The organism is Rhabdobacter roseus (genome assembly GCF_014202275.1).
Lineage (GTDB): Bacteria > Bacteroidota > Bacteroidia > Cytophagales > Spirosomataceae > Rhabdobacter > Rhabdobacter roseus.
On sequence record NZ_JACHGF010000007.1, the window covers coordinates 152,817 to 178,903 of the forward strand.

A 26,087-nucleotide genomic window follows, 5' to 3' on the forward strand; every position below is an offset into this window, starting at 1 on the left:
TCTATTATTCTAAAGTACCCCCGGCATGAAGGATGTTAAATATACTATAATGCGCCTGGCAGGTACCTGCGCTCCGTACAAGTACCTAGTGCAAAGTACCTTGCTGACCCTGGCCGTAGTAGGTACCCTGGGCTTTCTGACGGCGGGCCGCACCTCCGCACCCGCCGAGCGGCCCAACGTGCTGTTCATCGCCGTGGATGACCTCCGTCCCGACCTGGACTGCTACGGCAACCGCACCGTCCGTTCTCCCCACCTGGATCGCCTGGCGGCGCAGTCGGCTCTTTTTACGCGGCAGTACGTCACGCAGCCTACCTGCGGGGCTTCGCGCTACAGCTTACTCACCGGCAAACTACCCCGCAACCGCGTGGAGCTCAAAAACGAGGCCATCGAGCAGCGCATTTCGGGCCAGCCCCGCACCGAAGTACCCGAAACCTTCGTGGATCAGCTGCGCCGCCAGGGCTATTACACGGTGGGCATAGGTAAGATCAGCCACTCGCCCGACGGCTACGTATACGGCTACAACGACCCCAAAAGTACCCAGCTCGAACTTCCCCACAGCTGGGACGAAATGCTCTTCGACGCGGGCCGCTGGGGTACGGGCTGGAACGCCTTCTTTGGCTACGCCGACGGCACCAACCGCCAGGGCCAGAAGGGCCAGGTGAAGCCCTATGAGGCCGCTGAAGTACCCGACGACGGTTACCCCGACGGACTATCGGCCCGGCTAGCGACCCAAAAACTCCGGGAGCTTGCCCAAAAGAAACAGCCCTTTTTCCTAGGGGTAGGTTTTTTCAAGCCGCACCTTCCCTTTACCGCCCCGCGCCCGTACTGGGATCTTTACGACGAAGCCAAAATCCCGCTCAGTGAAGCGCCCGACCTCCCTCAGCAGGTACATGCCGCCAGCCTGCATGCCAGCCGGGAGTTTAACCAATACCTGGCCGGTGAGGAATCAGCTTCGCTGGAAAAACCCATCTCAGACGCCTACGCCCGCAAGCTACGCCACGCCTACTACGCCTGCGTAAGCTACACCGACGCGCTCATTGGTCAGGTACTGGCCGAACTAACCCGCTTGAAGCTCGACCAGAATACCATCGTGGTCGTATGGAGCGACCACGGCTGGCACCTGGGCGACCAGCGCGTGTGGGGCAAGCACACGCTCTTTGAAAAAGCCGTACGCAGCGTGCTCATCGTGCGCGACCCGCGCCACCGGCAGGGAAGTACCCGCACCGAAGTAGTGAGCTCGGTGGACCTCTATCCTACCCTCATGGAACTCTGCGGCCTTCCCACTCCCGCCGGGGTAGACGGCCAAAGTTTTGCCCGCCTGGTGCAGTCACGGCAAAGTACCCCCTGGAACCACGTGGCCTACAGCTACTACAACCAGGGCATCTCGGTACGTACCGACCGCTACCGGCTCAGCAAGTACTTCCGGGAACACCAACCGGTGGTGGAACTGTACGACTACCAAACCGACCCGCACGAACGCCGCAATAGGGCCTCCGAGCAGCCCGCGCTTGTGGAGCAGCTCAGCCGCCTGCTCGAAAAAGGCAATACCGGTCTTTACCAGGATTAGTTTATATAAAATTAAAAGTACCCCCATTTGGCATGAAACAATTCGCTGGCTTACTTCTCGTTATTCTATTTTCCTGGAATCAGGTACAGGCCCAAAGTACCCCCTCGACCCGGCCCAACATCATCCTGATCGTGGCCGACGACCTGGGCTACGGCGACGTGGGTTATAACGGGCAGAAGCTGTTCAAAACGCCGCACATCGACCGGCTGGCGGCCCAGGGGATGCGCCTCACCCAGTTTTACGCCGGTACCAGCGTGTGTGCGCCCTCCCGCTCGTCGTTGATGACCGGCCAGCACACCGGCCATACCTACATCCGGGGCAACCGCGGCGTCCAGCCCGAAGGCCAGCAGCCCCTGGCCGACTCCATCGTAACGATGGCCGAGGTACTTCAAGCGGCGGGCTACCGCACGGGCGCTTTTGGCAAGTGGGGCCTGGGGCCCGTCGGCTCGGAGGGCAATCCTACCCGGCAGGGCTTCGACCGCTTCTACGGCTACAATTGCCAGACCCTGGCGCACCGCTACTACCCCAACCACCTCTGGGACAACGATCAGCAGGTGGTTTTGAAAGAAAACGGGAATCTTCAGTACAATAAGATCTTCGCCCCGGACCTCATTCAACAGCAGGCGCTGGATTTTATTGGGAAAGTAAGCAAAGACCAACCTTTCTTTCTGTTTCTGCCCTACATCCTGCCCCACGCCGAGCTGGTAGTACCGGATGACAGCCTGCTGCAGTACTACAAAGGGAAGTTTCCCGAAAAGCCTTTTAAAGGAGCTGACTACGGGCCCAACGCCACCAAAGGCGGGTACGCCTCGCAGGAGTACCCCCACGCCGCCTTTGCTGCCATGGTAGCGCGGCTAGACCGGTACGTAGGACAAATTGTGGCGAAAATCAAAGAGCAAGGCTTGGACCAAAATACCCTCATCCTGTTCACCAGCGACAACGGCCCCCACCTGGAAGGCGGCGCCGATCCGCGCTTTTTCAATAGCGGCGGCGGTCTGCGGGGCTTCAAGCGCGACCTCTACGAAGGCGGCATCCGTATGCCCACGGTAGCCTACTGGCCAGGTACCATCAAGGCCGGTACGGAGAGCCCGCACATAGCGGCCTTCTGGGATCTGCTCCCTACCTTTGCCGAGCTGGCGGGAGCCGCTACGCCGCCCTCAGCCCGCGACGGACTTTCGTTTGCGCCCCTCCTTACCGGCAAAAGTATCCCGCCCGTGCACAAGTACCTCTACTGGGAGTTCCATGAGCAGGGCGGCAAACAAGCCGTGCGCCAAGGTAACTGGAAGGCCATCCGGCTCAACGCGGCTACCAACGCTCCCTCCCCGGTGGAGCTGTACGACCTCAGCCAGGACCCCGAAGAGAAAAATAACCTAGCCTCGGCTCATGCCCAAAAGGCCCAGGAACTTGGTCGCTTGATGGACCAGGCCCACCAGCCTTCGGCGCTATTTCCGTTTGGCAGCGAGGCAAAATAAAAAAAATACTAAATAAGTATTGCTATCACTTTTTTGTTTGGAATAAATAAGTTTACTTTGTCTACTGATTAAGTAGACTATACTTAATGAATTAGCCACCAGTTCATTGAGAAGTACTATTGCTAAATAAACAGCTAAATATGTACCCTTCTCCTATTGAATTTAGACTCTCGTTGAGCCATAGTAGATGGCTTTGGCTGCAAGAAAACTCACGGAATACTCCCTTACAGATTTCTTCACTGTACACATATCTGTTTTCCTGTTGTAGACGACCCTTTGGGCCAGGCCCTTGGCTTGACTACCCGTTGAAAAATTTAATAAACTTGGGATAGAGGTAAAATCCACACCATTTATTTATCCTTCTCTTTTTCAAGAGTTAAGTACCCCATTTTCTAGATCTGGAACATCGGAAAATGGGCCAACAGGTACTTGCTCTCGTTCAAATCGTCCAAAATGTAACCTGCTTGCCGTATGAAGCAATCCTTTCTTTCATTTCTACCTTTCCCTTTCAGGGCAATAAGCCTGCAAAAGGCGGTTGGCTGGGGCATCCTTCCCAAAGTACTACCTATGTGTGTCTGACTCTCTGTGGGTCGAAAGGTCCCCATCCATTCATTCGAGTGCTTGGCCGATAGTCTGCTAACGTGGCAAAGGGGTATAGGTCAGTCTTGTACCTAGCTAAAAGCGACTATGAATACATAACCAACCAATACTTCATGAAACCGTTTCTGTATATCACTAGTATCCTATTTCTATTCTCCGGAACAGGGCTCCGGGCCCAGACAAACATTGATCTTCCGCCCGCTGATTTTGAAAAAGCAATCCAGGCAGAGGGTATACAGCTCTGGGACGTACGAAGGCCGGACGAATTTGCGCAGGGCCATATCAGAGGAGCTACTCTGGTGAACTGGGAGGACAAAGCACAGTTTGAAGCTCACGCCCAGCACCTAGACAAAAACGAAACCGTGTACGTGTATTGTCGAAGCGGAAAAAGAAGCCGACAGGCGGCCGATTGGTTGCAGGAAAAAGGATTTATCCACGTCGTTAATCTTGAAGGTGGCCTACTTGGCTGGAAAGAGCAGGATAAACCGATAGCGGTCAACCCGTCTGCCCAGCCTATCGGCAGCACACCTCAGCCTTAATTCTCTTACTCATCAACTCCATACTAAATAGTTCTTTGTCTATTATGCGATTCGCCATTCTGTTCCTTTGTTTTGTATCGGCAAGTACCCTGGCTCAGCGTGCTCGAAGCCAAGAGGCACACAGCCATCATAGTACCGAAGGAGGTCATAATCACCTTCAGCATATTCAGGCCTACCGCCAGGAAACCGCCTACGTGTTTAATTTACCGAGCCCGGTTTTTATAAACGGAATCGGTCAGTCGGATCTGAAGATAGCCACCTCGTCGGAGTTTACACAAAAGTACTTCAGTCAAGGCGTAGCTCTCCTGCACTGCTTCTGGGATTTTGAGGCCTATCGCGCTTTCAAAGAAGCTATCCGTCACGATTCTACCTCCCTGATGCCATACTGGGGCTTATACAGTGCCATTGGAGCTATCGAAGGAAACGATTTTGATCAGGATAAAAAATGGGCACTCAGTAAGCTCAAGGAACTGAAAGTAAAAGCTAGTGAACACGAAAAGCTGTACGCGGAAGCCATTCTGCTACGCGACTCCGGAGGAGAAAATGGTAAAAAAGAGTACCAGAAAAAATTAGAGATGATTGTCCACAAGTACCCCGAGGACGTTGAGGCCAAGCTTTTTCTGGCGCTGAGCAAAATGGCCGGCTACGACACCGACCTCAACCCTCGCGAAGGCCAGCTATACGCCGAGTACCTCATCCGGGATCTCCTCCGTACTCATCCCGAGAATGCCGCGGCTCACCATTACTGGATTCACCTGATGGAGAACTGCTGCCCAGAACAAGCACTGGAAAGCTCGGCCAAACTACCCCAGTTGGCCTTTAATTCCGGACACATGGTGCACATGCCGGGGCACATATACTATAAGCTAGGCGACTACAAAAAAGCCTACGATGCTTTTAGTGCCGCCGTGAAGGTCGACTCCGCCTACATGAAAGTACAGGGCATTCCGGAGGTAGATAACTGGAACTATATCCATAACATCAACTACCTCCTTTCGAACTGCGCAGAAGACGGGCGCTACGCTACGGCTCTGCATTATGCCGAAATCCTAAAGAATATGCCCGCTTCGCCTGAACGCAAGCAGAAGTTTGAAGGACGCTTTTTCTACCAGGGTATCATCGCTCCCGCCAAGATGGAACTGTGCTTCGGCTTCTATGACCGTGCCGCCGGGCGCTTACAGCAAATCCCTGACTCCGACAGTTTGTATAGTACCAAGGCTCTTGCTTACCGCGATGCCCTGCTTTACTTTGCCCGTGGCATGGACGCCGCCAAGAAAGGCAAACTTAGCGAAGCCTACCAATGGTCGCACAGGCTGGATGCTCACCTTTGGCGCAATACCACGCAGCTATCTTCCAACGATATCATCAATACCCGGCGCCTCAACGATCTTAACGTAGCTTCCCTGGAATTACAGGGGGTGATCAAAGCCGCCGAAAAGAAGTTCGATGAAGCCATAGGCTTGCTTAAAAAAGCCCATCAAAAGGAGAACGAGCTTGGGTATAGTGAGCCCCCATCCTACGCCCGTCCGGTATTAATAAGCTTAGCCGATACCTACCAGTTGGCTGGCCAATATGACCTGGCAGCCGACGCTTATACCCAGCTACTGGCCAAACGCCCCCACTCTGCCAATGCTCTGTGGGGCTTGTATAAAGTGTACAAAAAGAAAGGAGACATCGCCCGGTCCAAAGAATACGCCGCTCAGCTACAGGAGGTAGTTCAGTTTGGAGATAAATCGCTATATCCCTTATAGAATATGAAAAACCACTCTCTACTCGCCACTCTGGTCTTGGCTTTCCTTTCCTCCTGGAGCTTTGCGCTCCCCACTAGGGTGGTAGTACGTGCCAAAGCAAAGGATGCTAAGTTTATCGGTACCGGGATTGGAGGTGCCTACGTGGTGATTCGCCATACCTTATCGGGCGAAATTCTGGCGAAAGGTACAACCACCGGCGCATCGGGAAATACCGAACTCATCATGAAACTCCCACACCAGCGCAACGCCCGATTAACAGACGACCAAACGGCTCGCTTTGAAGTTACGCTTGAGCTACAGGAACCCACTTTTGTGAGCGTAGAAGTAACGGCACCCGTTAGTCGAAAAAGCGCCGCCATCACGACTTCCACACAGCTGTGGCTTATTCCGGGAAAAGATATTGACGGAGATGGCTTGATAGTAGAAATTCCGGGCTTCATCCTGGATATTCTGGAACCTCAAACGCATCAGGTCATCGGTGGCAATACCTTAATCAACGGCAAATTAAAGATCCGGATCAACCTGGTCATGATGTGCGGGTGCGTCATCAATAAGGGCGGCATTTGGGATTCGACACCCATACAAGTAGCAGCATTGGTAAAAAAAGATGGTAAGCCGCTACCACCCATAAATCTAGCATTTACCGGCGAGGATAACCTTTTTGAGGGCTTCTTGAGTACAAAAGAAAAAGGTAACTACGAAATTCAGGTGTACGCCTTCGATACTGTCACAAAAAATACAGGCGTTGACAAAATCAACTTTGTAGTACAGTAAAAGGCTAAATCACGATGATTAACCAATGATGTAAAGAGCAGAAACATTCAATCTTATTAGTATACTTAATTAATAGATTTACTATAATTTAACTTTATTACATGATGAAAAAGTCAAGCAAGTACCTAGCAACATTGCTTTTAGCAGTGACCCTCGTGGCGTTCAGGTCTGATTCTACCTACGAAAACGAAATTAAGGCCTGGCATCAGAAACGCGTTGAAGCCTTGAAAACCGAAAACGGTTGGTTGAATTTAGCCGGTTTATTTTGGCTGGAAGAAGGCGAAAATACCATAGGCGGTGATACTAAAAATACCATCATTTTTCCCCCCGATCGCTCAGATGCCTTTTTGGGTAAGATTATCGTAAAAGACGGCAAGATCACTTTTCAGGCGAAAGAAGGCGCCGAGGTACACTTCCAAAACAAGCCCGTAACTACCATAGATCTACTACCACCGGGCAAACCCGTTGTGTTGGAACATAAAACGTTACGGTGGTTCATTATCCAGCGCGGCGACAAATTTGCCATTCGGCTCCGAGATCTGGAAAGCCCCTATTTGACGGGATTCAAAGGCATCGAGACTTTCCCGATCAATCCAGACTGGCGAATCCAGGCTAGGTTTATTCCATACACGCAGAAAAAAGTCAGCATCACCGATATTACTGGCCGTACCTACGAGCAAGACTCTCCGGGTAAGCTTGTCTTTACGGTAGATGGAAAAGAAGTAAGCCTGGATGCGGTAGGTACCCGTGAAAGATTACACTTTATCTTTGCCGATCAGTCCAATAAGCACGAAACCTACGGCGGAGGGCGCTTTCTGGACGCCGAAGGACCTGACGCTGATGGAAACGTCTGGCTCGATTTTAATAAAGCGACGAATCCGCCCTGTGCGTTTACACCCTATGCCACTTGTCCAACGCCCCCTAAGGAGAACCGGCTTTCCGTGGCCATTTTGGCCGGCGAAAAACGCTATAACGATCTGCACTAACAAGCATTAATTTTCCATTTTATGCTCGATCCCCCGGCTGATTTAGTGAGGGGCTGGGCGAGTATGTCCCTTTCAAAATAATTCTTAATATTAATAATCATGAATCATCTCTACCAACGCATACACACGGGTAGGGCAGGTAGTCCATTGTCTTCAGGCAAGCTCATCTGGCTACTTTGGCTCATCACTTCTACGTCAGGATATGTCCATGCCCACTCAGGCCGCTCCGCTTTTCTTTCTCCCGTCGGAGCAATCCAATCCCCATCTGTGCCCGCCGAACGAACCATATCGGGAACAATTCGGGATAAAGAAACCAATGACCCCCTACCGGGCGTATCCATTCTGATCAAAGGAACCACTCAAGGTACCCTATCCGACCAAGACGGTAAGTTCAGCCTCGTTGTACCAGACAACGCCCGTTTGATTTTCTCGTTCATTGGCTATACCCCGTTCGAAACTGCCGTAGGGCAACAGTCCGTATTTAGCATCCAACTTGTTTCGGATACCAAGCAGCTCAGTGAGGTGCGCGTCGTCGGGTATGGTACCCAAACCAAAGCTGAATTCACCGGCTCCGCGGCCCGGGTAACCGGCGACGCCATCAAAGACATTCCGGTACAGAGCTTCGATCAGGCGCTGGCGGGGCGAGCCGCCGGCGTCAATATTGCCACTCCCAACGGGGTACTTAACAATCCACCCGTCATCCGGATCCGGGGTGTCAATTCGATTTCGTTAAGCTCCTATCCCCTTGTGGTCGTTGACGGAATCCCGATCAGCACGGGAAACGTGTCGGCCAGTACCGCTGTACCTAACAATCCATTGGGTGACATTAACCCGGCCGATATCGAATCCATCGACGTCCTAAAAGACGCGGCCTCCACATCCATCTACGGCTCAAGGGCCGCCGCTGGTGTGCTGCTCATTACGACCAAACGAGGCAAAATCGGAAAGCCTCGAATCCAGTATGAGAGCTGGGGAGGAGTGACCAACACGGTAAGATTGCCTGAACTATTAAATGCGGAGCAATACATTGCCATTAAAAATGAATCCGTATTGAACGCTAAACTATTGGGAGGAAACGCCAACAATGACAATATCGCATCGGCGCTTTTCTTTCCCAACTACCATGAGGATGGTACCGAAGTAGATACGCGCTGGTATGACTACATTTACCGAACTGGTACCTCCCAAAGCCACAACCTGAACGTATCCGGAGGCACCCAAACTACTAACTACTTCTTCTCGGCCAACTTTACCAAGCAAAGCGGCTTTCTACGAGAGAATGAATTCAGTCGAAAATCGGTCCGCTTCAACATTGATCAGGAAGTAACTCAGTGGCTGAAGGTAAACGGTAACGTTTCGTATAATACCAGCTTTAACCTATCCCCTTATGCTGGCTCCCTCCCCAACTCAAACTTTTTCCTGGTGGGCGTAGCACGTTTGGCGTTGGCACTTTCTCCCAATGTGCCGGCTTTCAACGCCGACGGCAGCTACAACATCAGCCAGATCAATCGTAATACCATCGGGATGGGCAATAATCAGGTGGTAAGCAATTGGGGAAATCCCGTAGCCCTGTTAAATGAAAACCGCTACAGTTCCGAAAATGATCGCTTCATCGGAAGTTTTGGAGCCACCGCCAGGCTGTTAAAAAATCTGGAATTCAGAACCTCCTACGCCATTGATCGCCTCCGAACGGACAACATCAGCTTTGATAGCGCCATCCAGGGAAATGGGTTTGCCTCGCAGGGGAACGCTTCGAATAGTACGGCGCTACGGGACAATTGGAACTGGACCAACACCCTCTCCTATACCCAAACCCTGGCGGAAAGGCATTCAATTACGGCGTTGGTAGGATATGACGTACAAAAATTTGCAAATAACGCCTGGGGGGCTTCTCGTACCCAAACGGCCGACCCCTTTTTCCAAAACTACCAAGGGAACTGGGGAGCCATTAATGCCTCAGGCAACAGCCTGGACGAGCGGGCATACTTATCCTTTTTCTCCCGGCTCAACTATGACTACCTCAAGAAGTACTTCCTTACGGTTAACTTCCGGCGGGACGGAAACTCTGCTCTGGGCCTAGACCGGAAATTCGGAAACTTCGGGGGAGTTTCCGGTGGCTGGGCGTTGTCAGAAGAAGCCTTTTTTCAACATTCTGCGCTGGCATCTACCCTCACGAGCGTCAAGCTACGGGCCAGCTGGGGGCGGGTCGGAAACGGCAACCTAAGCAATGCCTTCAGCTCGTTGGAACTCTACAGCGGATCGCTCTACGGCAGTGTCCCTACCTGGTCGCTTTCTCAGGCGGGCAATCCTAATCTGGGGTGGGAAACCAGCGAGCAAACCAACCTTGGGGCAGACCTGGGTTTATTCAATGACCGCGTTCAAGCGGAAATCACCTACTTTAACAATAATGTTAACGGACTGATCTTGAGTGCTCCACAAGCCGTATCTAAGGGCATTCCCGGCAATTCAATCCTTGGCAATGTGGGCTCCATGTACAACCGCGGAATCGAACTGGGTCTCAACGCAACCCTGCTTCGAAAAAGCGATTTCTCCTGGAATGCATCCATTAACTATACCTTCTTGACTAACAAGGTAACAGCCCTGGCCGATGGAAACACGGATATCGTAGGGACTACCCACGTAGCCTACGAAACCACGAATATTACCCGGGTGGGTCATTCCGTAGGTAGTTTGTACGGTGCCAAAACCGCCGGTGTAAATCCAGAAAACGGCCAGCGGATTTTCATCAATGCAAAGGGAGAGAAAGTACAATATAGCCAGGTAGTTGCCCCCGGTGGAAGTAACTGGACCTACCTGGACGGGAAGCCCGCTCCGGCCATTACAGGAACCGACTATTACCTGCTAGGCAATGCCTTGCCTAAATGGTACGGTGGGTTCATCAATAGTTTCAAATACCTGAATTTTGACGCTACGGTCAACTTTACTTTTTCGGGTGGCAATCTGGTCATGAACGGCACGCGCGCTACCCTGCTCGATCAGCGCGCGTACAACAACTCAACGGAGATCCTCAATCGCTGGCAACAACCGGGTGATATTACCGATATTCCACGCTTGGTCTATAACGACCAATTGTCCTGGGGGTCCTCCTTTCCCGTATCAACCAACGCCGAAAAAGCCGATTTTCTACGTTTACAAAACCTGTCATTGGGTTATCGCCTCCCTTCGGGACTCCTAAGCAAGGCTGGGATTAGCAGCGTCCGCCTATATGCCCAGGGCACCAACCTCCTCCTGTTGACCCAATACACGGGTGCCGACCCGGAAAGCTCCGTCAACGGTAATTCCAATACCACTCCCGGAGTAGAGAAAAACTCCGTAGGGCAAGCACGCACCTTTACCCTGGGATTGAATTTTAATTTTTAGAATCTCAATGATTTTATCCTTATGAAAGCTAGAAAAATAGTTAATAACGCTCTTACCCTTTTTGGGGGTACCAGCCTGATCCTGGCGCTAGGTTTGCTGACAGCAAGTTGCAGTGAGCAGGAACTCCTCAGGCCCGTTCCTGAGACATCCATTAGCGGTGCTAACGCCTTCGACACTCCCGAAAGGATTCTGGGCTTGGTCAATGGTATTTATAAATCAGTCAAAAACGGGAATTTCTACGGGGGCAATTACCTCATTTATACCGAAGCACGGGGTGAAGAATACATTAACCGCACCAGCAATACCTTCACAGCCTTCGAAGCCTGGAATCACAGCCTGAATGCTGGCTCCAACTACGTGGCTGGTTTCTGGTCAGCGGCCTACTCGGCAATTAACAACGCCAATATTCTTATTCAAGGTCTGGGGGAAAAACCAGGAGTCGTGAGTGAGGCGGTCAGTAAACAGTACATCGCCGAAGCGAAATTCTTACGCGCGCTCAGCTACTTTAATCTGGTAACGCTCTATGCCCGCCCCTATAACGAAAATAATGGCGCTTCGCCAGGCCTACCCTTGCGTTTACAAGCGGAAAAAACAACCGCTAATAACGACCTAAAGCGAAGTACCGTAGCGGAGGTGTACCAACAGATTATCAAGGACCTGGACGAAGCCGAAGCTGATTTACCGCTCAACCATGCTACTTCTCTCCTAAACACCACTCGGGCGCATAGAAATAGCGCAATTGCCCTCAAAACGCGCGTGTATCTCAATGCCGGCAACTACCCTAAAGTCTTGGAAGAAGCCAAGAAAATTGTATCCACTAACCCTCCTTTTCAGGCTGTTAGTGGCGTGCGGCACCAATTACAGGACATAGTAGAAATATTCCGTACCAACTACACCAGCACCGAGTCCATTTTCTCGCTTCCCATGACCGAGCTGGATAATGTAACCGGTCAATCCTCGTTTGCCTACGTATTCAACACTAATTCAGAGTATCATCTAAATCCCGCGGGCATCTGGGGGAATGAAGAATGGAGGCCTACCGACTTGCGGCGGACCTTCGCACGTACCGCCAATGGTGTGCAGTTCCTGACTAAGTATAACAAACCTTCACCCTTTCTGGATTACATACCCGTTATCCGATACGTCGAGGTACTACTCAACTACTCCGAAGCGGCCGCCCGCACCGGCGATCTTCCTACTGCCCTTCGCCTCCTGCAAGCCGTTCGTGGCCGTTCCGACGCTGGTTATACGTTCCCTGAGCAACGCATCGCTACGGCTGACGCTCTCCTTACGACCATCCTGAATGAAAGGCGCATCGAGCTTCTGGGCGAGGGGTTTCGTTCCAATGATTTATTAAGAAATCTACTCCCTATCCCCGCCAAAGGAAGTGGTATCCTCAATGCTCCAGCCGTCACACCTTCTCAGGCGAACTATATTTTTCCGTTGCCTAATACCGAAATTGTTACCAATAAGCAGCTTCTCGATTGATCAGGCAGGACAGAAGCTTTTTTTGATATTACGTAAGATTCCTCTAACTTAAAACACGGTGTGCATTTAGCAATGCACACCACTAGTAACCCCTGAAATTTCTTACTAAACGAGTCAATAACATGCGTCACCTCCTCGTGGTTTTATCCGTTTGCCTACTGGTCACTGATCTTGCTCAGGCCCAAACCCCCATCCAGATCCAGGAAACAACCACCCGCCACGGCCCCGAAACGGGCTCACTGCTCATTATTGGGGGTGGTGGCGCTACGCCCGAAATCTGGTCGCGCTTTACTGAGCTTGCCGGTGGTAAGGAAAAAGCGCGGATTGTAGTCATTACCGCCGCGGCGGGCGACTCGGCCGCGCTAAACCCAACTCCACTCGAGCTCATCAAACGCGAAACGGGCATTCAACGGGTTACGCTCCTGCACACCAACAGCCTGGAAGAAGCTAACAGCGAGCGCTTCGTCGCACCGCTGCGGGAGGCTACGGGCGTGTACTTCGTAGGCGGACGGCAGTGGCGCATTGCCGACCGGTACCTCAATACGCTCACCCACCGGGCTTTGCAGCAGGTACTTGAGCGGGGAGGTGTGATTGCCGGTACTTCCGCCGGGGCTACCATTCAGGGCTCTTTTCTGTGGCGGGGCGACACACGGGGAGCCCACATTCTGATCGGCGATCACACCCAAGGGTTGGCCTTTCTGAAAAATTCAGCCATTGATCAACATTTGTTAAGACGAAACCGTCAATTTGATTTGGTCCATTTCATTGCAAATGCACCAGAACTCATTGGGATCGGGCTGGACGAAGCCACGGCGATTGTGGTGCAAAGGGATTTACTTGAGGTAGTGGGTCGCTCCTACGTGGCTATTTATGATCATGATACCCTGGTGGGAAAAAGGACCGAAAACCACGTGGAAGACGAGAAAGAAATCTATACGGTCTCCAACGGACCCTTTATCCTCCTGAGCCAGGGACAAAAGTATGATCTGGCCAAACGAAGCGTGGTGGCTGCTCCGGCGCGAGCCTCATCAACAACTAATCAAAAATAGAGCGTTTGATTGAGGTACCCCCCAAGGTTCTTTAAAAAAAATCAGGCAGGAGCTTGTTTGTTTACAATCTTATATTTTACTTTGTCTATCAATTTAATAGAGTACTGATTATAACCACCATCATCAGTCTCTTTTCTAAACTTTCTTTGTCTATGAATGCGATATTCCTATTGCCTTCACTGAAGAAATACCTTATTCTTCTGGTGGTAACTCTTAGTCAATTCTACTATTTCCATCGCAAAGAATCCCTTTGTTGTTGACGATGATTCAACGAGGGACTTACCATATAAACGATCCTTTTTGATTTAGCATTTGAGTTGGTTTGCCAGGCGCTTTTATAACGCTCTTTTGGTCGATCGTCCATACCTGGTTCATTCTTGGGTGAGCTACTGAAATCAAAAGAGCCATTTCGTTCTTGAGGCAACATATCTACTAAACGGGCGGAGGTACCTGGTGTTTTCATCAATAAACGATCTCAGTTTAAAATCAATTAGTCTATTAATTCTATAGGAAAAGATATAAAAACAAAAATTCGAGAATTCATTGGCACCCCAATGATAATAAAACCGTCCTGCTGTTACCCGATCTGGAACATCGGATAGGCAGAACGGTCCGTGATTTAATCGTCCAAAATTAAACCAATATCAATTTATGCATTTATTTTTTACCAACCCACTACTTTCTGGAGAAAAATACAAGCGAAATCTTCTGGCTGGTGGTACCTCGCCAGGTTTAGCCTGGCGGATCCAGAGCCCCAATCGAAACCAATCATGGCTACGTGGCCTTGCTATGCTCTTTGCCCTTGGGTTGGCATCTGAGTGTCTTTTAGCTGCGCCCGCCCCTTCTTCCAAGCTACCTAGTACCCTGGAAGTTGCCATTCGTGGTAAAGTAACAGATCCGAACGACGAGGGTTTGCCGGGCGTTAGTATTCGCCTTAAAGATACCAATGTAGGTACCACTACCGACAGCGAGGGGAACTTTCAGATCACGGTACCCGGCGAGGACAAAACTCTGATCTTCTCGTTTATTGGCTACCAAACCCAGGAGGTAAAAATAGCGAAACAAACTACCCTACGCATCAAGCTTGATCCGGATCAACGCCAGCTTAACGAGGTAGTCGTGATTGGGTACGGTAGTCAGGAGCGAAAAAATCTGATTGGCTCCATCTCCAAAATAGACCCTGCCGAAACCAAGAGTATTCCGGTAGGCAGCTTCGATGCCCAGTTGCAGGGCAAAGTGTCGGGGGTGCAAATCTCCTCCAATACGGGGGTACCTGGCGAAGCCGTCAGCGTGAGGGTACGGGGGGCTACCTCCATTAATGCCGACAATTCACCTTTATACGTCGTAGATGGGGTGTTCATTAACAGCAACAGCATGCAGACGATCGGGACGGGTGGGAAAGCCACCTCCCCCATTGCGGACATCAATCCCGCCGACATTGAAAGCATTGAGGTACTTAAAGATGCCGAAGCTACTGCCCTTTATGGATCACGGGGTGCCAATGGTGTCATATTGATCTCTACCAAGCGGGGAAAATTTAATCAGAAGCCCAAGGTGAGCTTTAACCTTTCGCAAGGGTGGGCCAAAGCGGAGCGGCTTTGGGAGCTTACTACCGGGCCCGAGCATGCTACCCTGGTAAACGAATGGTGGATCAATACCGGCCAGGACACCCCCTCCTTAAATCGCACGTTTGCTAACCGCCCCTTCCGTCCGGCATCAGAAGGGGGAAGAGGCCTGCCCGAAGAGCAACAAACCTACGACCGCCTGGGGGAAATTTTCCGGACGGCCAGCTTAAAAAACTACGATATATCCCTGGCGGGAGGTACCAATACTACTAAGTACTACATTGGGGGTGGCTTTACCAGCCAGGAGTCCATCCTGCGCCCCATTACGTTTGATCGGGCTAGCTTTAAAGTTAATCTGGATCAGAAGATCAACGACAAAGTTCAGATCGGCGTGAGTAACACCTTTAGCCGTACTTTTCGGAACCAGGCCCGGGCGGGCGACGGCCCCGCTGGTGGTTTGCTACAAGCGGCCCTGCATACACCTACCTACCTTTCTCCCTACAACGAGCAGGGAGTACTGGTGGGGAGAGCCGGGTTCGACAACGTGACTCTCCTGCTCGAGCACTACGATGTAAAGTCGGTAAGCTTGCGCTACATTGGTAATCTGTACGCGGAAGCCGAATTGCTTCCTAATCTACGGTTTCGCTCAAGCTGGGGGATTGATTATAACAATTACGACGAATCAGAATATTGGAATACGTTCCTGATCTCCGGTAGTCCGGATGGACTGGCTACGTCCAGCATTGGTCAGGCTTCTACCTGGCTTAACGAACAAACGCTTACTTATCGAAAAAAAATAGGAGCGAATCATTCTTTCGGGGTACTGATCGGCAACACGCTACAAAGCGACGTCGAAACCCGTACCGCTTCCTCCGGCCGAGGCTTTGCTAATAACTCATTCCGCCTGATTTCTTCGGCTGCTACCACGACGGGTTCCAGCGGCTGGTCGAAAAAGAATCTGGCTTCCTTTTTCTCCCGCGTTGATTACAACTACGCCGGTAAGTACCTCGTCGACTTTAGCATTCGGGCCGACGGCTCTTCCAGCTTTGGAGCAGCCAACCAATGGGGGTACTTCCCCTCGGTGGGTGCAGCCTGGCGCATCAAGCAGGAAAACTTCCTGAAGGATGTTAACCTTATTAGCGACCTGAAACTCCGGGCCAGCTACGGTACTACGGGTAACCAGAATGGCCTTGGCAGCTTTGCGGCGTTAGGCCTATGGAGCGGAGGTTCTTCCTACCAGGACCAACCGGGTATTGCGCCCCAGCAATTAGCCAATCCCAATTTGCAATGGGAGCGCACCAACCAGTTCAACCTTGGGCTCAATGCGGCCTTCCTACAGGAGCGTGTCAGCTTTGAACTCAACCTATACCACAAGTATACCTCCAATGGCCTGCTGCAACTTAACCTACCCGCCACCACGGGCTTTGGTAGCTACCGAAGCAATGCCGCCGAAATCAGTAACAGAGGGTTTGAACTGGAAATTAATACCGTTAACCTTAAAAAACGTGATTTCAGCTGGAGTACCAGCTTTAACGTGGCCCGGAACATTAATAAAATCGAGAAGCTGGATTATCCGCTCTACTACGGAAGCCGCGACCTGATCCTGATGCAGCAAGGCCAACCGTTGTACTCGTTCTGGGTCTATAAAGAACTTTACGTGGATCCCGAAACCGGCAACTCCGTGTATGAGGACGTTAATAAGGATGGCCGGATCACCGTCGAAGACCGGCAGATTGTGGGGAGTGTCTGGCCTAAATTCTTTGGAGGTATTACCAACAACCTAACGTACAAAGGCTTTGACGCGAACGTTTTCTTCTCGTACCAATACGGCAACCACGTTTACAACCACAACCGTTTCTTTGGTGAAGGTGGGGGTGCCCGCGACGCCGCGCGCATCATCTTTGCCAATAACAACAACCGCTGGCAAAAGCCCGGCGATGTAACGGATGTACCCCGCCCCGACGGCGTCAATGTGAACAACTACCGCGACGGAGGCAGTCGCTGGCTGGAAGATGCCTCCTTTCTTCGCCTGCGGTCTCTATCGATCGGTTATACGATCCCTACCCGGAAAATCCCCGGCCTACGGGTCTACTTCGTGGGTACCAACCTTTTTACGCTTACCAAGTACACGGGCCTTGATCCCGAATCGAGCGCTAGCAGCAGCCAAAACCAACCCGGCATTGACCTAGGTACCCCTCCCCAGCCTCAGGGTATTCAGTTTGGAGTAAACCTTACGCTGTAATTCACCTCATTTTCTTTAAATCATGAAAAATAGTCGCTATATACTTTCTCTGTCGTTACTGCTACTCATAAGCTCCTGCGAGTCGTTTCTGGACGTACAGCCCCGCTCTTCTATTTCGGACGAGCAGACCATCGTTGACCGCTCTTCCGCCGAAACTGCCATTCGGGGCGTATACGCCGCCCTGCGCGGACACTATAGCACCAGCTTTCAATCCATCGGGTACCTTTCCGGTGACAACATCCAGTGGACGGGCTCTCAGTCGCAGGTTCAGGAGTTCATCAATCACCGGGTCAATGCCGAAAATTCGACCGTCAGTGGTGTGTGGAATTCCATTTTCGTGACGTTGAACCGCGCTAATCACGTACTCGATAAGGTACCTTCTATAACCGACCCATTGCTCACCGAGAGCCTCAAAAACCAGATTGTAGGCGAAGCCTACTTCATCCGGGCTCTGTGCTACTTCGATCTGGCCCGTACCTGGGGCGGGGCTCCCATCCTGACCCGCCCCACGCTCTCTCCCAACGACAACCGGGGTGTAGCCCGAAGTACCCAGGCCGAGGCCTACGAGCAGTCGTTGAGGGATCTGGATGCCGCCGAACTTTTGCTCCCCGAAACCACCAATCGTTTTCGGGCTACCCGCAAAACGGTTTGGGCACTCAAAGCACGCTATTTCCTGTACCGGAGCAACTGGGCCAAGGCCGAGGAATTTGCCAGCAAAATCATTGCCGATGCGGCCAACTACCGACTTAACAAACCTTATAATTCTTTCTTTGCCAACGACGCCCGTGGTACCCAGGAATCGGTCTTTGAGCTTTATTACAGCATCAATGAAACCAATGGGCACCGCGGGCAGTGGCAACCCCAGCAAAACGGAGGTACCCGGCAGTGGGCACCCAACGACGCCCTGGTGGCGCTGCTCAACAACCCCGAGATCGGTGGTACCCGCAGTACGCTCGTGGCCCGGGATAACCAGAACCGTTGGTACGGGAACCTCTACTACCGCAGTCCGGCTACTGACCCAACCTTCGTGATCCGGATCGCCGAACTGTACCTGATCCGATCCGAAGCGCGAGCGCAGCTGGCTAAACTACCCGAAGCCCTGGCTGATCTTAACGCCGTGCGTGACCGCGCCGGACTCGCCGCAAGCCCGGCCAGTACCCAAAACGAGGTACTTCTTGCCATCGAAAACGAACGGCGCGTTGAATTTGCGCTAGAACCTCACCGCTGGTTCGATTTGGTCAGAACAGGCAGGGCAGGGGCGGTACTCAGTATCTCCGATCCCAATCGGTATCTCATGCCCGTCCCGGCCGAGCAAATTTTGATCGACCCGATCCTCCAACAAAATCCATCCTACTAACTCCTCAATCCGCTACGCCTTATGGCCACTACTCCAAACGTATCCGCGTCGAGCTCGGAATGGACAAACCTCCAGAAATCCATCTTTCGATTTTTGTTTATTTACTTCATAATTCAAGCTGTCCCTTTAGACTGGAAGTTTTACCGGGATCTGTTTTCCATCCATTGGCTTGAGCTTTCCTACGGAGATATTTTCCACCTCTCAAAGTACCAGCCCAAGTTCTTTACGGGTCCAGATACGTTTGCCAACTGGCTCATTGTGGCAGGATTGGCGCTACTGGGGGCCTACCTCTGGCAGCGGCGCGATCCTCGCGACACAAACTACGACGCCCTTTACTATTGGTTGCGCGTGATTGTGCGTTATCGTCTTGCGGTAGGAGTACTTGCTTTTGGATTCATAAAACTTTTCCCCTTGCAAGCCCCCCTACCATCCCTCAGTAACCTTAACACCCACTACGGCGATTTCTCAGCCTGGAAGTTATTCTCGTTGAGTCTGGGGGTGGTACCTAACTACCAGTCGTTTCTGGGTTTGGTGGAGATCATCGGCGGTTTGTTGCTCCTGCACCGCAAAACGGCCACCATCGGTACGCTCATTATCCTGCCTTTTACTGGCAACGTTTTTCTGTCCAACGTAGCCTACGAAGGAGGCGAGTACGTGTATAGTCTGTACTTAATCACGCTGGCCCTGTTTATTTTCTCTCAGGATGCTCTACGGCTTTTCAACCTGGTTTCGCTAGAGCGTCCCACTACCCCTTACCGGTTTCATCCGGTTTTTACCCAGGCTTGGCAAAAAACCGGTCGGGTTGGGATAAAAATCGCCTTTGTACTCTTTTTCGTGGTACTTTATGGATTCAAAACCCGGACGGGATACCAACAGGGCCCCTACCAGTTTCCCCAGCAGCCTGGCCTCAAAGGAGCGGCGGGGCTCTACAATGTCCAGGACTTTGAGTTAAACGGCACGGCACTTCCCTTTTCCCACACGGACTCCGTACGCTGGCTGGATGTCGTCTTCGAAACCTGGAACACGATCAGTATTAAGTCCAACCGGGCAGTAGCGCTGGATCTTTCCAATACCGAAGAGGTACCTGCCACCGATCAGGACCGTACCTATGAATTGGCTGGCTCCCAGGGGCGTCATTACTATAGCTACAAGCTAGACTCCGCCTCCCAAACGTTGCATCTACAAAATCGAAACCCTAACTACCCTTCCGAAACGCTGCTGCTCCAGTACCAATTCCCCACCGATTCGACGATCCTGCTGAGTGGCCTTAATGAGCGTCAGGATTCGATCAGGGTGGTTCTTCACCGAATCGACAAAAAGTACCTTCTGTTTGAAGCTCAAAAAACGGGTCGCCGCCGGGGCCTGAAGTTATAACCCTTAACCTCCTATTAACCCAGCATTTATCATGGCTATCCTTGATCCTAATACTGACGCCGTCGAATCGGCCCCCGTTTCTTCGTCAGCCCAACCGGTATCCTCCGATCAGCCGGGGAGCGTATCCGGGTACCTGCCGGTTTGGAAAAATTACCAAAGGGTACTTTTCCGCATTGCATTTATCTTCTTTGTGAGCATGACCCTCCCCAACAACGTCAATTGGTACAAAGAGTTGTTCGCGTTGGATTGGCTGCATTTGCACTACCGAGACATCTACGATGTAGCGCGTTTTGGTTCGGGGTTAAATTTTTTCGGTAGCCGCCTCTTTGGTAGTCCGCTCAATGGATACGCAACCTGGGTCATCACGCTGCTCTTTTCCGTAGTGGCCGGTTTCATCTGGACCGCCGTGGATAAGTTCCGCAAGCCTGAACCCAAAGAATACAACCTGCTCTACTACTGGCTGCGGGTCATTGTGCGCTACCGGGCCGGGATCGGCATCATCGGCTTTGGGTTCACCAAGTTACTCCCTACTCAGCTACCTTACCCGTCGTGGGGCGTGCTCAATACCAACTTCGGTGACCTTACGCTCCAGAAAATCTACTGGCTCTCGATCGGGATCGTACCCTGGTACGAAGTCTTTGCGGGATTTGTCGAAATCCTGGCGGGGGCTCTGCTGTTTTTCCGGGCCACCACCTTTTGGGGTTCCGTGTTGCTTTTCGGAGCCTTGGCTGACATCGTGTACGTCAATTTTGCCTACGACGGCGGGGTACATGTCTACAGTTCCTATTTTGTACTTTTTTCGGCCTTCTTGCTTATCCAGTATATTCCCAGCTTGTACAATCTGCTCATTCGGGAGCGCTATACGGTACCCTACATTTATTACCCGGACCTCTCTCAAACCTGGCAACGGGTCATGCGAATAAGCTTGAAAACCGCTACGATCGCCGTTTTCCTGGTACTTTTGCTATACCTACAGGTCGTCAATTTCCTGTACGACCCCTACAAACAGCCCGCCATCAAAGGTATTCCTGAACTGCGCGGCAACTACCAGGTTAGTGAGTTCCGGATCAACGACCAGCTTATTCCCTACGCTCCGCTGGACACCGTGCGCTGGCAACAGGCTACGTTTGAGAAATGGACTACCCTGACCTTTAAAGTAAACAAACCCGTCGACCTGGACCTCTCCAACGGCGGCGGATCTCCCATGCGTGACATCAACCGTACCTTCGAGCTCACCGGCGTGGCCGGTGGTCAACGCGTGTTCTACTACGAAGCTGACACCATCAACCAGGTACTTTATCTACAGGATAAAAATCGGGGCGCGGCCAACCGTGAGAGCGCGTTTTTGGCCGAGGGAGAAGGTGGTGGGGCCAGAAGTGCCCGAAACCAAAACAGCGGCAACCGGCCTAATCCGGAGAATAACAGCCGGGCCAACGCCAATGAACGCAGTGGAAATACGCGCCGCGAAGGCGGAAGGCGAAATGCAGAGGGAGCAGCCCGTCAAGGACGAGAGCAGGAAGCGAATTGGATTCCGAAAACGGCTTTGGCGATCATTGGTCCCGAAGATCCAAAAATTCATCCCTTGGGCCGCTCAACCCGCCGCACCCAGGGCATTGAGCGGGAGTCGCGCCCCGGCAAGCGTAATCGCATGGTACTTAGCTATACCATCCTAAACGGTGGCGACCGGGTGGTGCTTTCCGGGATCGATGAGAAGAAGGACTCGATTCGGGTGGTACTGGATCGATACGATAAAAAATACGCGCTTTCCAGAAGTACCTTGGAGGCTGGTCATTATGACTAACGGATTCATGCTAAAACTCCCAAAGTACTTATTCTTCGCCGCGCTCCCGGCCGCCGTCGTGTGTTCCGGGCCCTTGGCGGGCTCCAAAGCCCGCCAAGGGGTACTTTCAATGCCTACCCATCAAGATACCCTCAGGTACCCCCGAACGTTCGGACTGGGCCGGGTGGTAAGCCAAGAGGAAATTCGAAAACTGGATATTGACGTTCGTCCCGACGGCCTCGGGCTTCCGCCGGGTTCAGGGCAAGCCGCTGAGGGCAAGCTACTATACGCTCGCAAATGTGCCGTATGCCACGGAGAAGGGGGCGTAGGTGGACCCAGTGGCTCGTTGGTCACTTCTACCACCGCTACGGCCCCAAGCCCCCAACGACGGACCGAAAAGACGATAGGTACCTACTGGCCCTATGCCACGACCGTTTTTGATTACATCCGCCGGGCCATGCCTTTTAACGAGCCCGGCTCGCTATCGAACCAGGAAGTATACCAGCTTACAGCTTATTTGCTCCATGCCAACGGAGTCATTGGAGAACAAACAGTCATGGATGCTGAGTCCCTGCCAAGGGTAGTGATGCCCGCCCGGGAGCGATTTGTCTCGGACGACCGCCAGGGAGGCCCCGAAATAAAGTAACAGGTACCTTATGAACCCACAAGAAGAAAAAAAAGACGGTGTTATTGCGCAAAAAATCACCCGCCGGGCTTTGCTGGGCGGAGCAGCTACGGCTGCCGTAGTGATTGTACAGACAGCTTCGGGGAAAGCCGTGCAAGCGGCAATTCCCGAAGCCAAGTACCTCGAGGACCCAACCAAGCGCCCGGGGGTACCTCCAGGCGAGTTAGGTACCCGTTCCTCCTTTGAAAAGCCGCTGAAAAAAATTTCTGACACGTCCTCTCGCACGCCCCTTCAGGATCTGTACGGCATCATCACACCATCCGACTTGCACTACGAGCGCCATCACAACGGCGTCCCGGCCATTGATCCAGGTACTTATGAGCTGCTTATCCACGGCATGGTGGATAAACCCATGGCTTTCTCCCTCTCGGATTTAAAGCGTTTCCCTTCGGTATCCAGGATCTGTTTTTTGGAATGCTCAGGCAACTACCGTAGCCAGGCCAATGGTCAAATTGCCCCGCAAGAGATATGTGGCCTCACCAGCCAAAGTGAATGGATTGGGGTAAAGTTATCAACTCTATTTCGGGAAGTAGGCGTGAGCCCCAAGGCTACCTGGTTTCTGGCCGAAGGCTCCGACGCCGCCGTCATGACCCGCAGCGTACCCGTAAGCAAAGGCTGGGAGGATGCGGTCATTGCCTACGCCCAAAACGGCGAGGCCATCCGGCCCGAGCAAGGCTACCCGGCCCGGCTGTTCCTACCCGGCTGGGAAGGCAACGCCAGCGTCAAATGGCTGCGCCGGATCGAGCTATCAGACGCCCCCTTCATGACCCGCGAAGAGACTTCGAAGTATACCGAGCCTGTACGAGATAAGTACCGGCAGTTTAGCTTTGTCATGGACGCCCGCTCCATCATAACGTACCCGGCCTACCCGGCTCAGGTGCAAAAAGGCTGGATCGAAATCAGGGGCATTGCCTGGAGTGGACGGGGCAAGGTACTTCAAGTAGAGGTAAGTACCGATGCGGGCAAAACCTGGCAGCAGGCCCACCTCCAGCCCCCCATCCTGGACAAGGCGCATACCTACTTTAGGTACCTTTGGGAGTGGAAAGGCGAAGAAACCGAAATCATGAGCCGGGTTACGGACGAAACGGGCTATCTTCAACCTACCTACCGGCAACTCACCGAGGCCCGGGGGGCCAGCGGAGGGTATCATTTCAACCCCATTACGGCCTGGTGGATTGGCCGGGACGGTAAAGTACTGTTTCGTTCCACCTAAGTCAGGTACCTTTCTTTTGTTAATTTTATACTTTTTTTCAATTAAAGCGTGAGCAATAATCCTGAATACGATGCCGTCGTGGTGGGCTCAGGGCCGAATGGCCTGGCCGCCGCCATCACCTTACAGCGAGCGGGGTTGTCGGTGTTGCTTGTCGAGGGCAAGTCCACGATCGGCGGCGGGCTTCGCTCCGCCGAGCTCACGCTACCGGGCTTCACCCACGATGTATGCTCGGCCATTCACCCATTGGCCATTGGCTCCCCTTTTTTTCAAACCCTGCCTTTGGCCCAGCACGGCCTCACCTACCTGCACACGACCCTGGCCGCGGCTCATCCGTTTGACGACGGAAAAGCGGCTCGTTTGGAAAAGTCGCTGGACGCTACGGCTTCAAAACTAGGTACCGACGAAGCCGCCTACCTCCGGCTGATGACCCCACTCCTGCAAGACTGGCCCCTGCTTGCTCCCGAGCTACTGGGCCCACTCCGCCTTCCCAAGTCCCCTGTCAAATCGCTGCGCTTTGGACTGAACGCCTTGCTGCCAGCCACTTGGCTGGCCAGCCGCTTTCGGGCGCGCGACGCGCGCGGCCTGTGGGCCGGTATGGCGGCGCATTCCATCCAGCCCTTATCCAATCTTACCACGTCGGCCATCGGCCTGGTACTTATGGCTGCCGCTCACCTGCGAGGCTGGCCCATCCCGCGGGGAGGTTCCCAGTCGATTGCCCACGCGCTCGCTTCGTATTTCACCTCCCTGGGCGGCAGCATTCAGACTAATTTTTACGTCAAGTCACTGGCACAACTACCAGCCTCCAAAGCCGTACTTTTTGACGTAACGCCCCGCCAGTTGCTCCAAATCGCTGGGCATACTTTCTCCCCACTTTACCAATGGCAGTTGGAAAAGTACCGGTACGGCATGGGCGTTTTTAAGGTCGACTGGGCTCTGGATGGCCCCATCCCTTTTACCGCTCTTAGCTGCCAACAGGCCGGAACGGTTCATCTTGGGGGTACTTTGGAAGAAATTACCGCCTCGGAAGCTCATACTTCCCAGGGTAAGCATCCCGAGAAGCCTTTTGTGTTATTAGCCCAACAAAGCCTTTTCGATCCTACTCGAGCTCCTACGGGCAAGCATACGGCCTGGGCTTACTGCCATGTGCCCAACGGCTCGCGGGTGGATATGACCAATGCCATCGAGCGGCAGGTGGAGCGCTTTGCGCCCGGCTTTCGGGATCGAATCTTGGCGCGTCATACCATGAATACCCAGCAAATGGAAAGTTACAATCCTAACTACATCGGGGGCGACATTAACGGCGGTATACTGGACATTCGGCAGCTATTTACCAGGCCCGCCCTACGGGCTTCTCCGTATCGCACCAGTACCAGAGGTCTTTACTTATGCTCTTCTTCAACTCCTCCAGGTGGCGGAGTGCACGGGATGTGTGGGCACCATGCGGCTCGGCAAGCACTACGGGATGTATTTAAAATCCCGAGCTTGTAAGGTAAACGATTGCTTTAAAGCCACCACAAAAAAGTTTGCTTGTCGTAGATTCTTTTTTATATTTGTTTTTATATCCTATAAAATATATAGATTTAGTATTTTAATATGAAAATGAGTATTTGACCTCAGGAAAGTAGCTCTACCTACTTGGTAGCTACGCGGGAAATAGCCAGCTAAATATTAACAAAAAAAATTGTCCTATGAGCTTTCACTTTCTTACTCTACCGGGCTTGGCCAGCTCGGGGCCTACCCACTGGCAAACCATCTGGGAACAGCAACACCCTCACCGCTTCCACCGGATCGAGCAACCCAACTGGGACTGGCCCATCCGGGCAGAGTGGGTTGAGAGGGTACAGGATACCATTCAGAAACTCCAAGAGCCTACGATTCTGGTAGCTCATAGCCTGGGATGCACCACGGTGGTGCACTGGGCTGCTGAGCACTACTCACCCCTGGTACGCGGGGCCCTGTTGGTGGCACCGGCAGACGTCGAAAAATCACAACGCCTTAGCTTCATCAACAGCTTTGTACCCATTCCCAACGCCAAGCTGTGGTTTCCCAGCATCGTGGTAGCCAGCACGGACGACCGGTACGTGTCCCTGGAACGAGCCGAACGCTTTGCCGAAAACTGGGGGAGTGAATTCGTAAACATAGGTACCCAGGGGCATATCAATGCGCTGTCGGACCTAGCCGACTGGCCCGACGGAAAAGCGCTGCTACGACGGATCGGCTACCTGGCTTCACTCGCTTACCCCGTTAAGCATTTTGATTGAACA

General features: G+C 52.5%; 17 protein-coding genes. All 17 read left to right on the plus strand.

The features are described from left to right. Window positions 1-25: 25 nt before the first annotated feature. The 17 genes from HNQ92_RS19800 to HNQ92_RS19880 all read left to right on the plus strand — a co-directional run bounded on the left by HNQ92_RS19800 (window position 26) and on the right by HNQ92_RS19880 (window position 26,084). Window positions 26-1,567, plus strand: a complete 1,542-nt coding sequence (locus HNQ92_RS19800; RefSeq protein ID WP_246440486.1) for a sulfatase — start codon at window positions 26-28, stop codon at window positions 1,565-1,567. 32 nt (window positions 1,568-1,599) lie between these two features. Next, on the plus strand, window positions 1,600-3,039 hold the full coding sequence (locus HNQ92_RS19805) for an arylsulfatase (protein ID WP_184176483.1): 1,440 nt from the start codon (window positions 1,600-1,602) through the stop codon (window positions 3,037-3,039). Between the two features lie 713 nt (window positions 3,040-3,752). After that, window positions 3,753-4,178, plus strand: a complete 426-nt coding sequence (locus tag HNQ92_RS19810) for a rhodanese-like domain-containing protein (RefSeq protein ID WP_184176485.1) — start codon at window positions 3,753-3,755, stop codon at window positions 4,176-4,178. A 44-nt stretch (window positions 4,179-4,222) separates the two neighbouring features. Then, window positions 4,223-5,929, plus strand: a complete 1,707-nt coding sequence (locus tag HNQ92_RS19815; RefSeq protein ID WP_184176487.1) for a tetratricopeptide repeat protein — start codon at window positions 4,223-4,225, stop codon at window positions 5,927-5,929. Between the two features lie 3 nt (window positions 5,930-5,932). Next, complete coding sequence (locus tag HNQ92_RS19820; RefSeq protein WP_184176489.1) at window positions 5,933-6,703, plus strand: hypothetical protein; 771 nt, start codon at window positions 5,933-5,935, stop codon at window positions 6,701-6,703. A gap of 101 nt (window positions 6,704-6,804) precedes the next feature. Next, the gene (locus HNQ92_RS19825; protein WP_246440488.1) at window positions 6,805-7,689 is read left to right on the plus strand and encodes a DUF1684 domain-containing protein; all 885 of its coding nucleotides are present in this window, start codon (window positions 6,805-6,807) and stop codon (window positions 7,687-7,689) included. Window positions 7,690-7,788: 99 nt separating this feature from the next. After that, a complete protein-coding gene (locus HNQ92_RS19830; RefSeq protein WP_184176491.1) occupies window positions 7,789-11,070 on the plus strand; it encodes a SusC/RagA family TonB-linked outer membrane protein in 3,282 nt (1,093 codons plus the stop codon). Between the two features lie 21 nt (window positions 11,071-11,091). After that, the gene (locus tag HNQ92_RS19835; RefSeq protein ID WP_184176493.1) at window positions 11,092-12,558 is read left to right on the plus strand and encodes a RagB/SusD family nutrient uptake outer membrane protein; all 1,467 of its coding nucleotides are present in this window, start codon (window positions 11,092-11,094) and stop codon (window positions 12,556-12,558) included. A gap of 122 nt (window positions 12,559-12,680) precedes the next feature. Continuing rightward, on the plus strand, window positions 12,681-13,607 hold the full coding sequence (locus tag HNQ92_RS19840; RefSeq protein ID WP_184176495.1) for a cyanophycinase: 927 nt from the start codon (window positions 12,681-12,683) through the stop codon (window positions 13,605-13,607). A 789-nt stretch (window positions 13,608-14,396) separates the two neighbouring features. Beyond that, on the plus strand, window positions 14,397-17,414 hold the full coding sequence (locus HNQ92_RS19845; protein WP_184176497.1) for a SusC/RagA family TonB-linked outer membrane protein: 3,018 nt from the start codon (window positions 14,397-14,399) through the stop codon (window positions 17,412-17,414). A 22-nt stretch (window positions 17,415-17,436) separates the two neighbouring features. Then, the gene (locus tag HNQ92_RS19850; protein WP_184176499.1) at window positions 17,437-18,771 is read left to right on the plus strand and encodes a RagB/SusD family nutrient uptake outer membrane protein; all 1,335 of its coding nucleotides are present in this window, start codon (window positions 17,437-17,439) and stop codon (window positions 18,769-18,771) included. A 21-nt stretch (window positions 18,772-18,792) separates the two neighbouring features. Continuing rightward, window positions 18,793-20,145 carry a DoxX family protein gene (locus HNQ92_RS19855; RefSeq protein ID WP_184176501.1) on the plus strand — a complete coding sequence of 451 codons (1,353 nt, stop codon included), beginning with the start codon at window positions 18,793-18,795 and terminating at the stop codon, window positions 20,143-20,145. Window positions 20,146-20,176: 31 nt separating this feature from the next. Continuing rightward, complete coding sequence (locus tag HNQ92_RS19860; RefSeq protein ID WP_246440490.1) at window positions 20,177-21,946, plus strand: hypothetical protein; 1,770 nt, start codon at window positions 20,177-20,179, stop codon at window positions 21,944-21,946. A 7-nt stretch (window positions 21,947-21,953) separates the two neighbouring features. Beyond that, window positions 21,954-22,571 (plus strand): c-type cytochrome, encoded by a 618-nt coding sequence (locus HNQ92_RS19865; protein ID WP_184176503.1) that lies wholly within the window; start codon window positions 21,954-21,956, stop codon window positions 22,569-22,571. Window positions 22,572-22,581: 10 nt separating this feature from the next. Next, window positions 22,582-23,823: a sulfite dehydrogenase gene (gene soxC / locus HNQ92_RS19870; protein ID WP_184176505.1), complete on the plus strand. Its 1,242-nt coding sequence runs from the start codon at window positions 22,582-22,584 to the stop codon at window positions 23,821-23,823. 48 nt (window positions 23,824-23,871) lie between these two features. After that, the gene (locus HNQ92_RS19875) at window positions 23,872-25,311 is read left to right on the plus strand and encodes an NAD(P)-binding protein (protein ID WP_184176507.1); all 1,440 of its coding nucleotides are present in this window, start codon (window positions 23,872-23,874) and stop codon (window positions 25,309-25,311) included. 200 nt (window positions 25,312-25,511) lie between these two features. Next, window positions 25,512-26,084, plus strand: coding sequence for an RBBP9/YdeN family alpha/beta hydrolase (locus HNQ92_RS19880; RefSeq protein ID WP_184176509.1), 573 nt, complete (start codon window positions 25,512-25,514; stop codon window positions 26,082-26,084). Window positions 26,085-26,087: the final 3 nt, after the last annotated feature.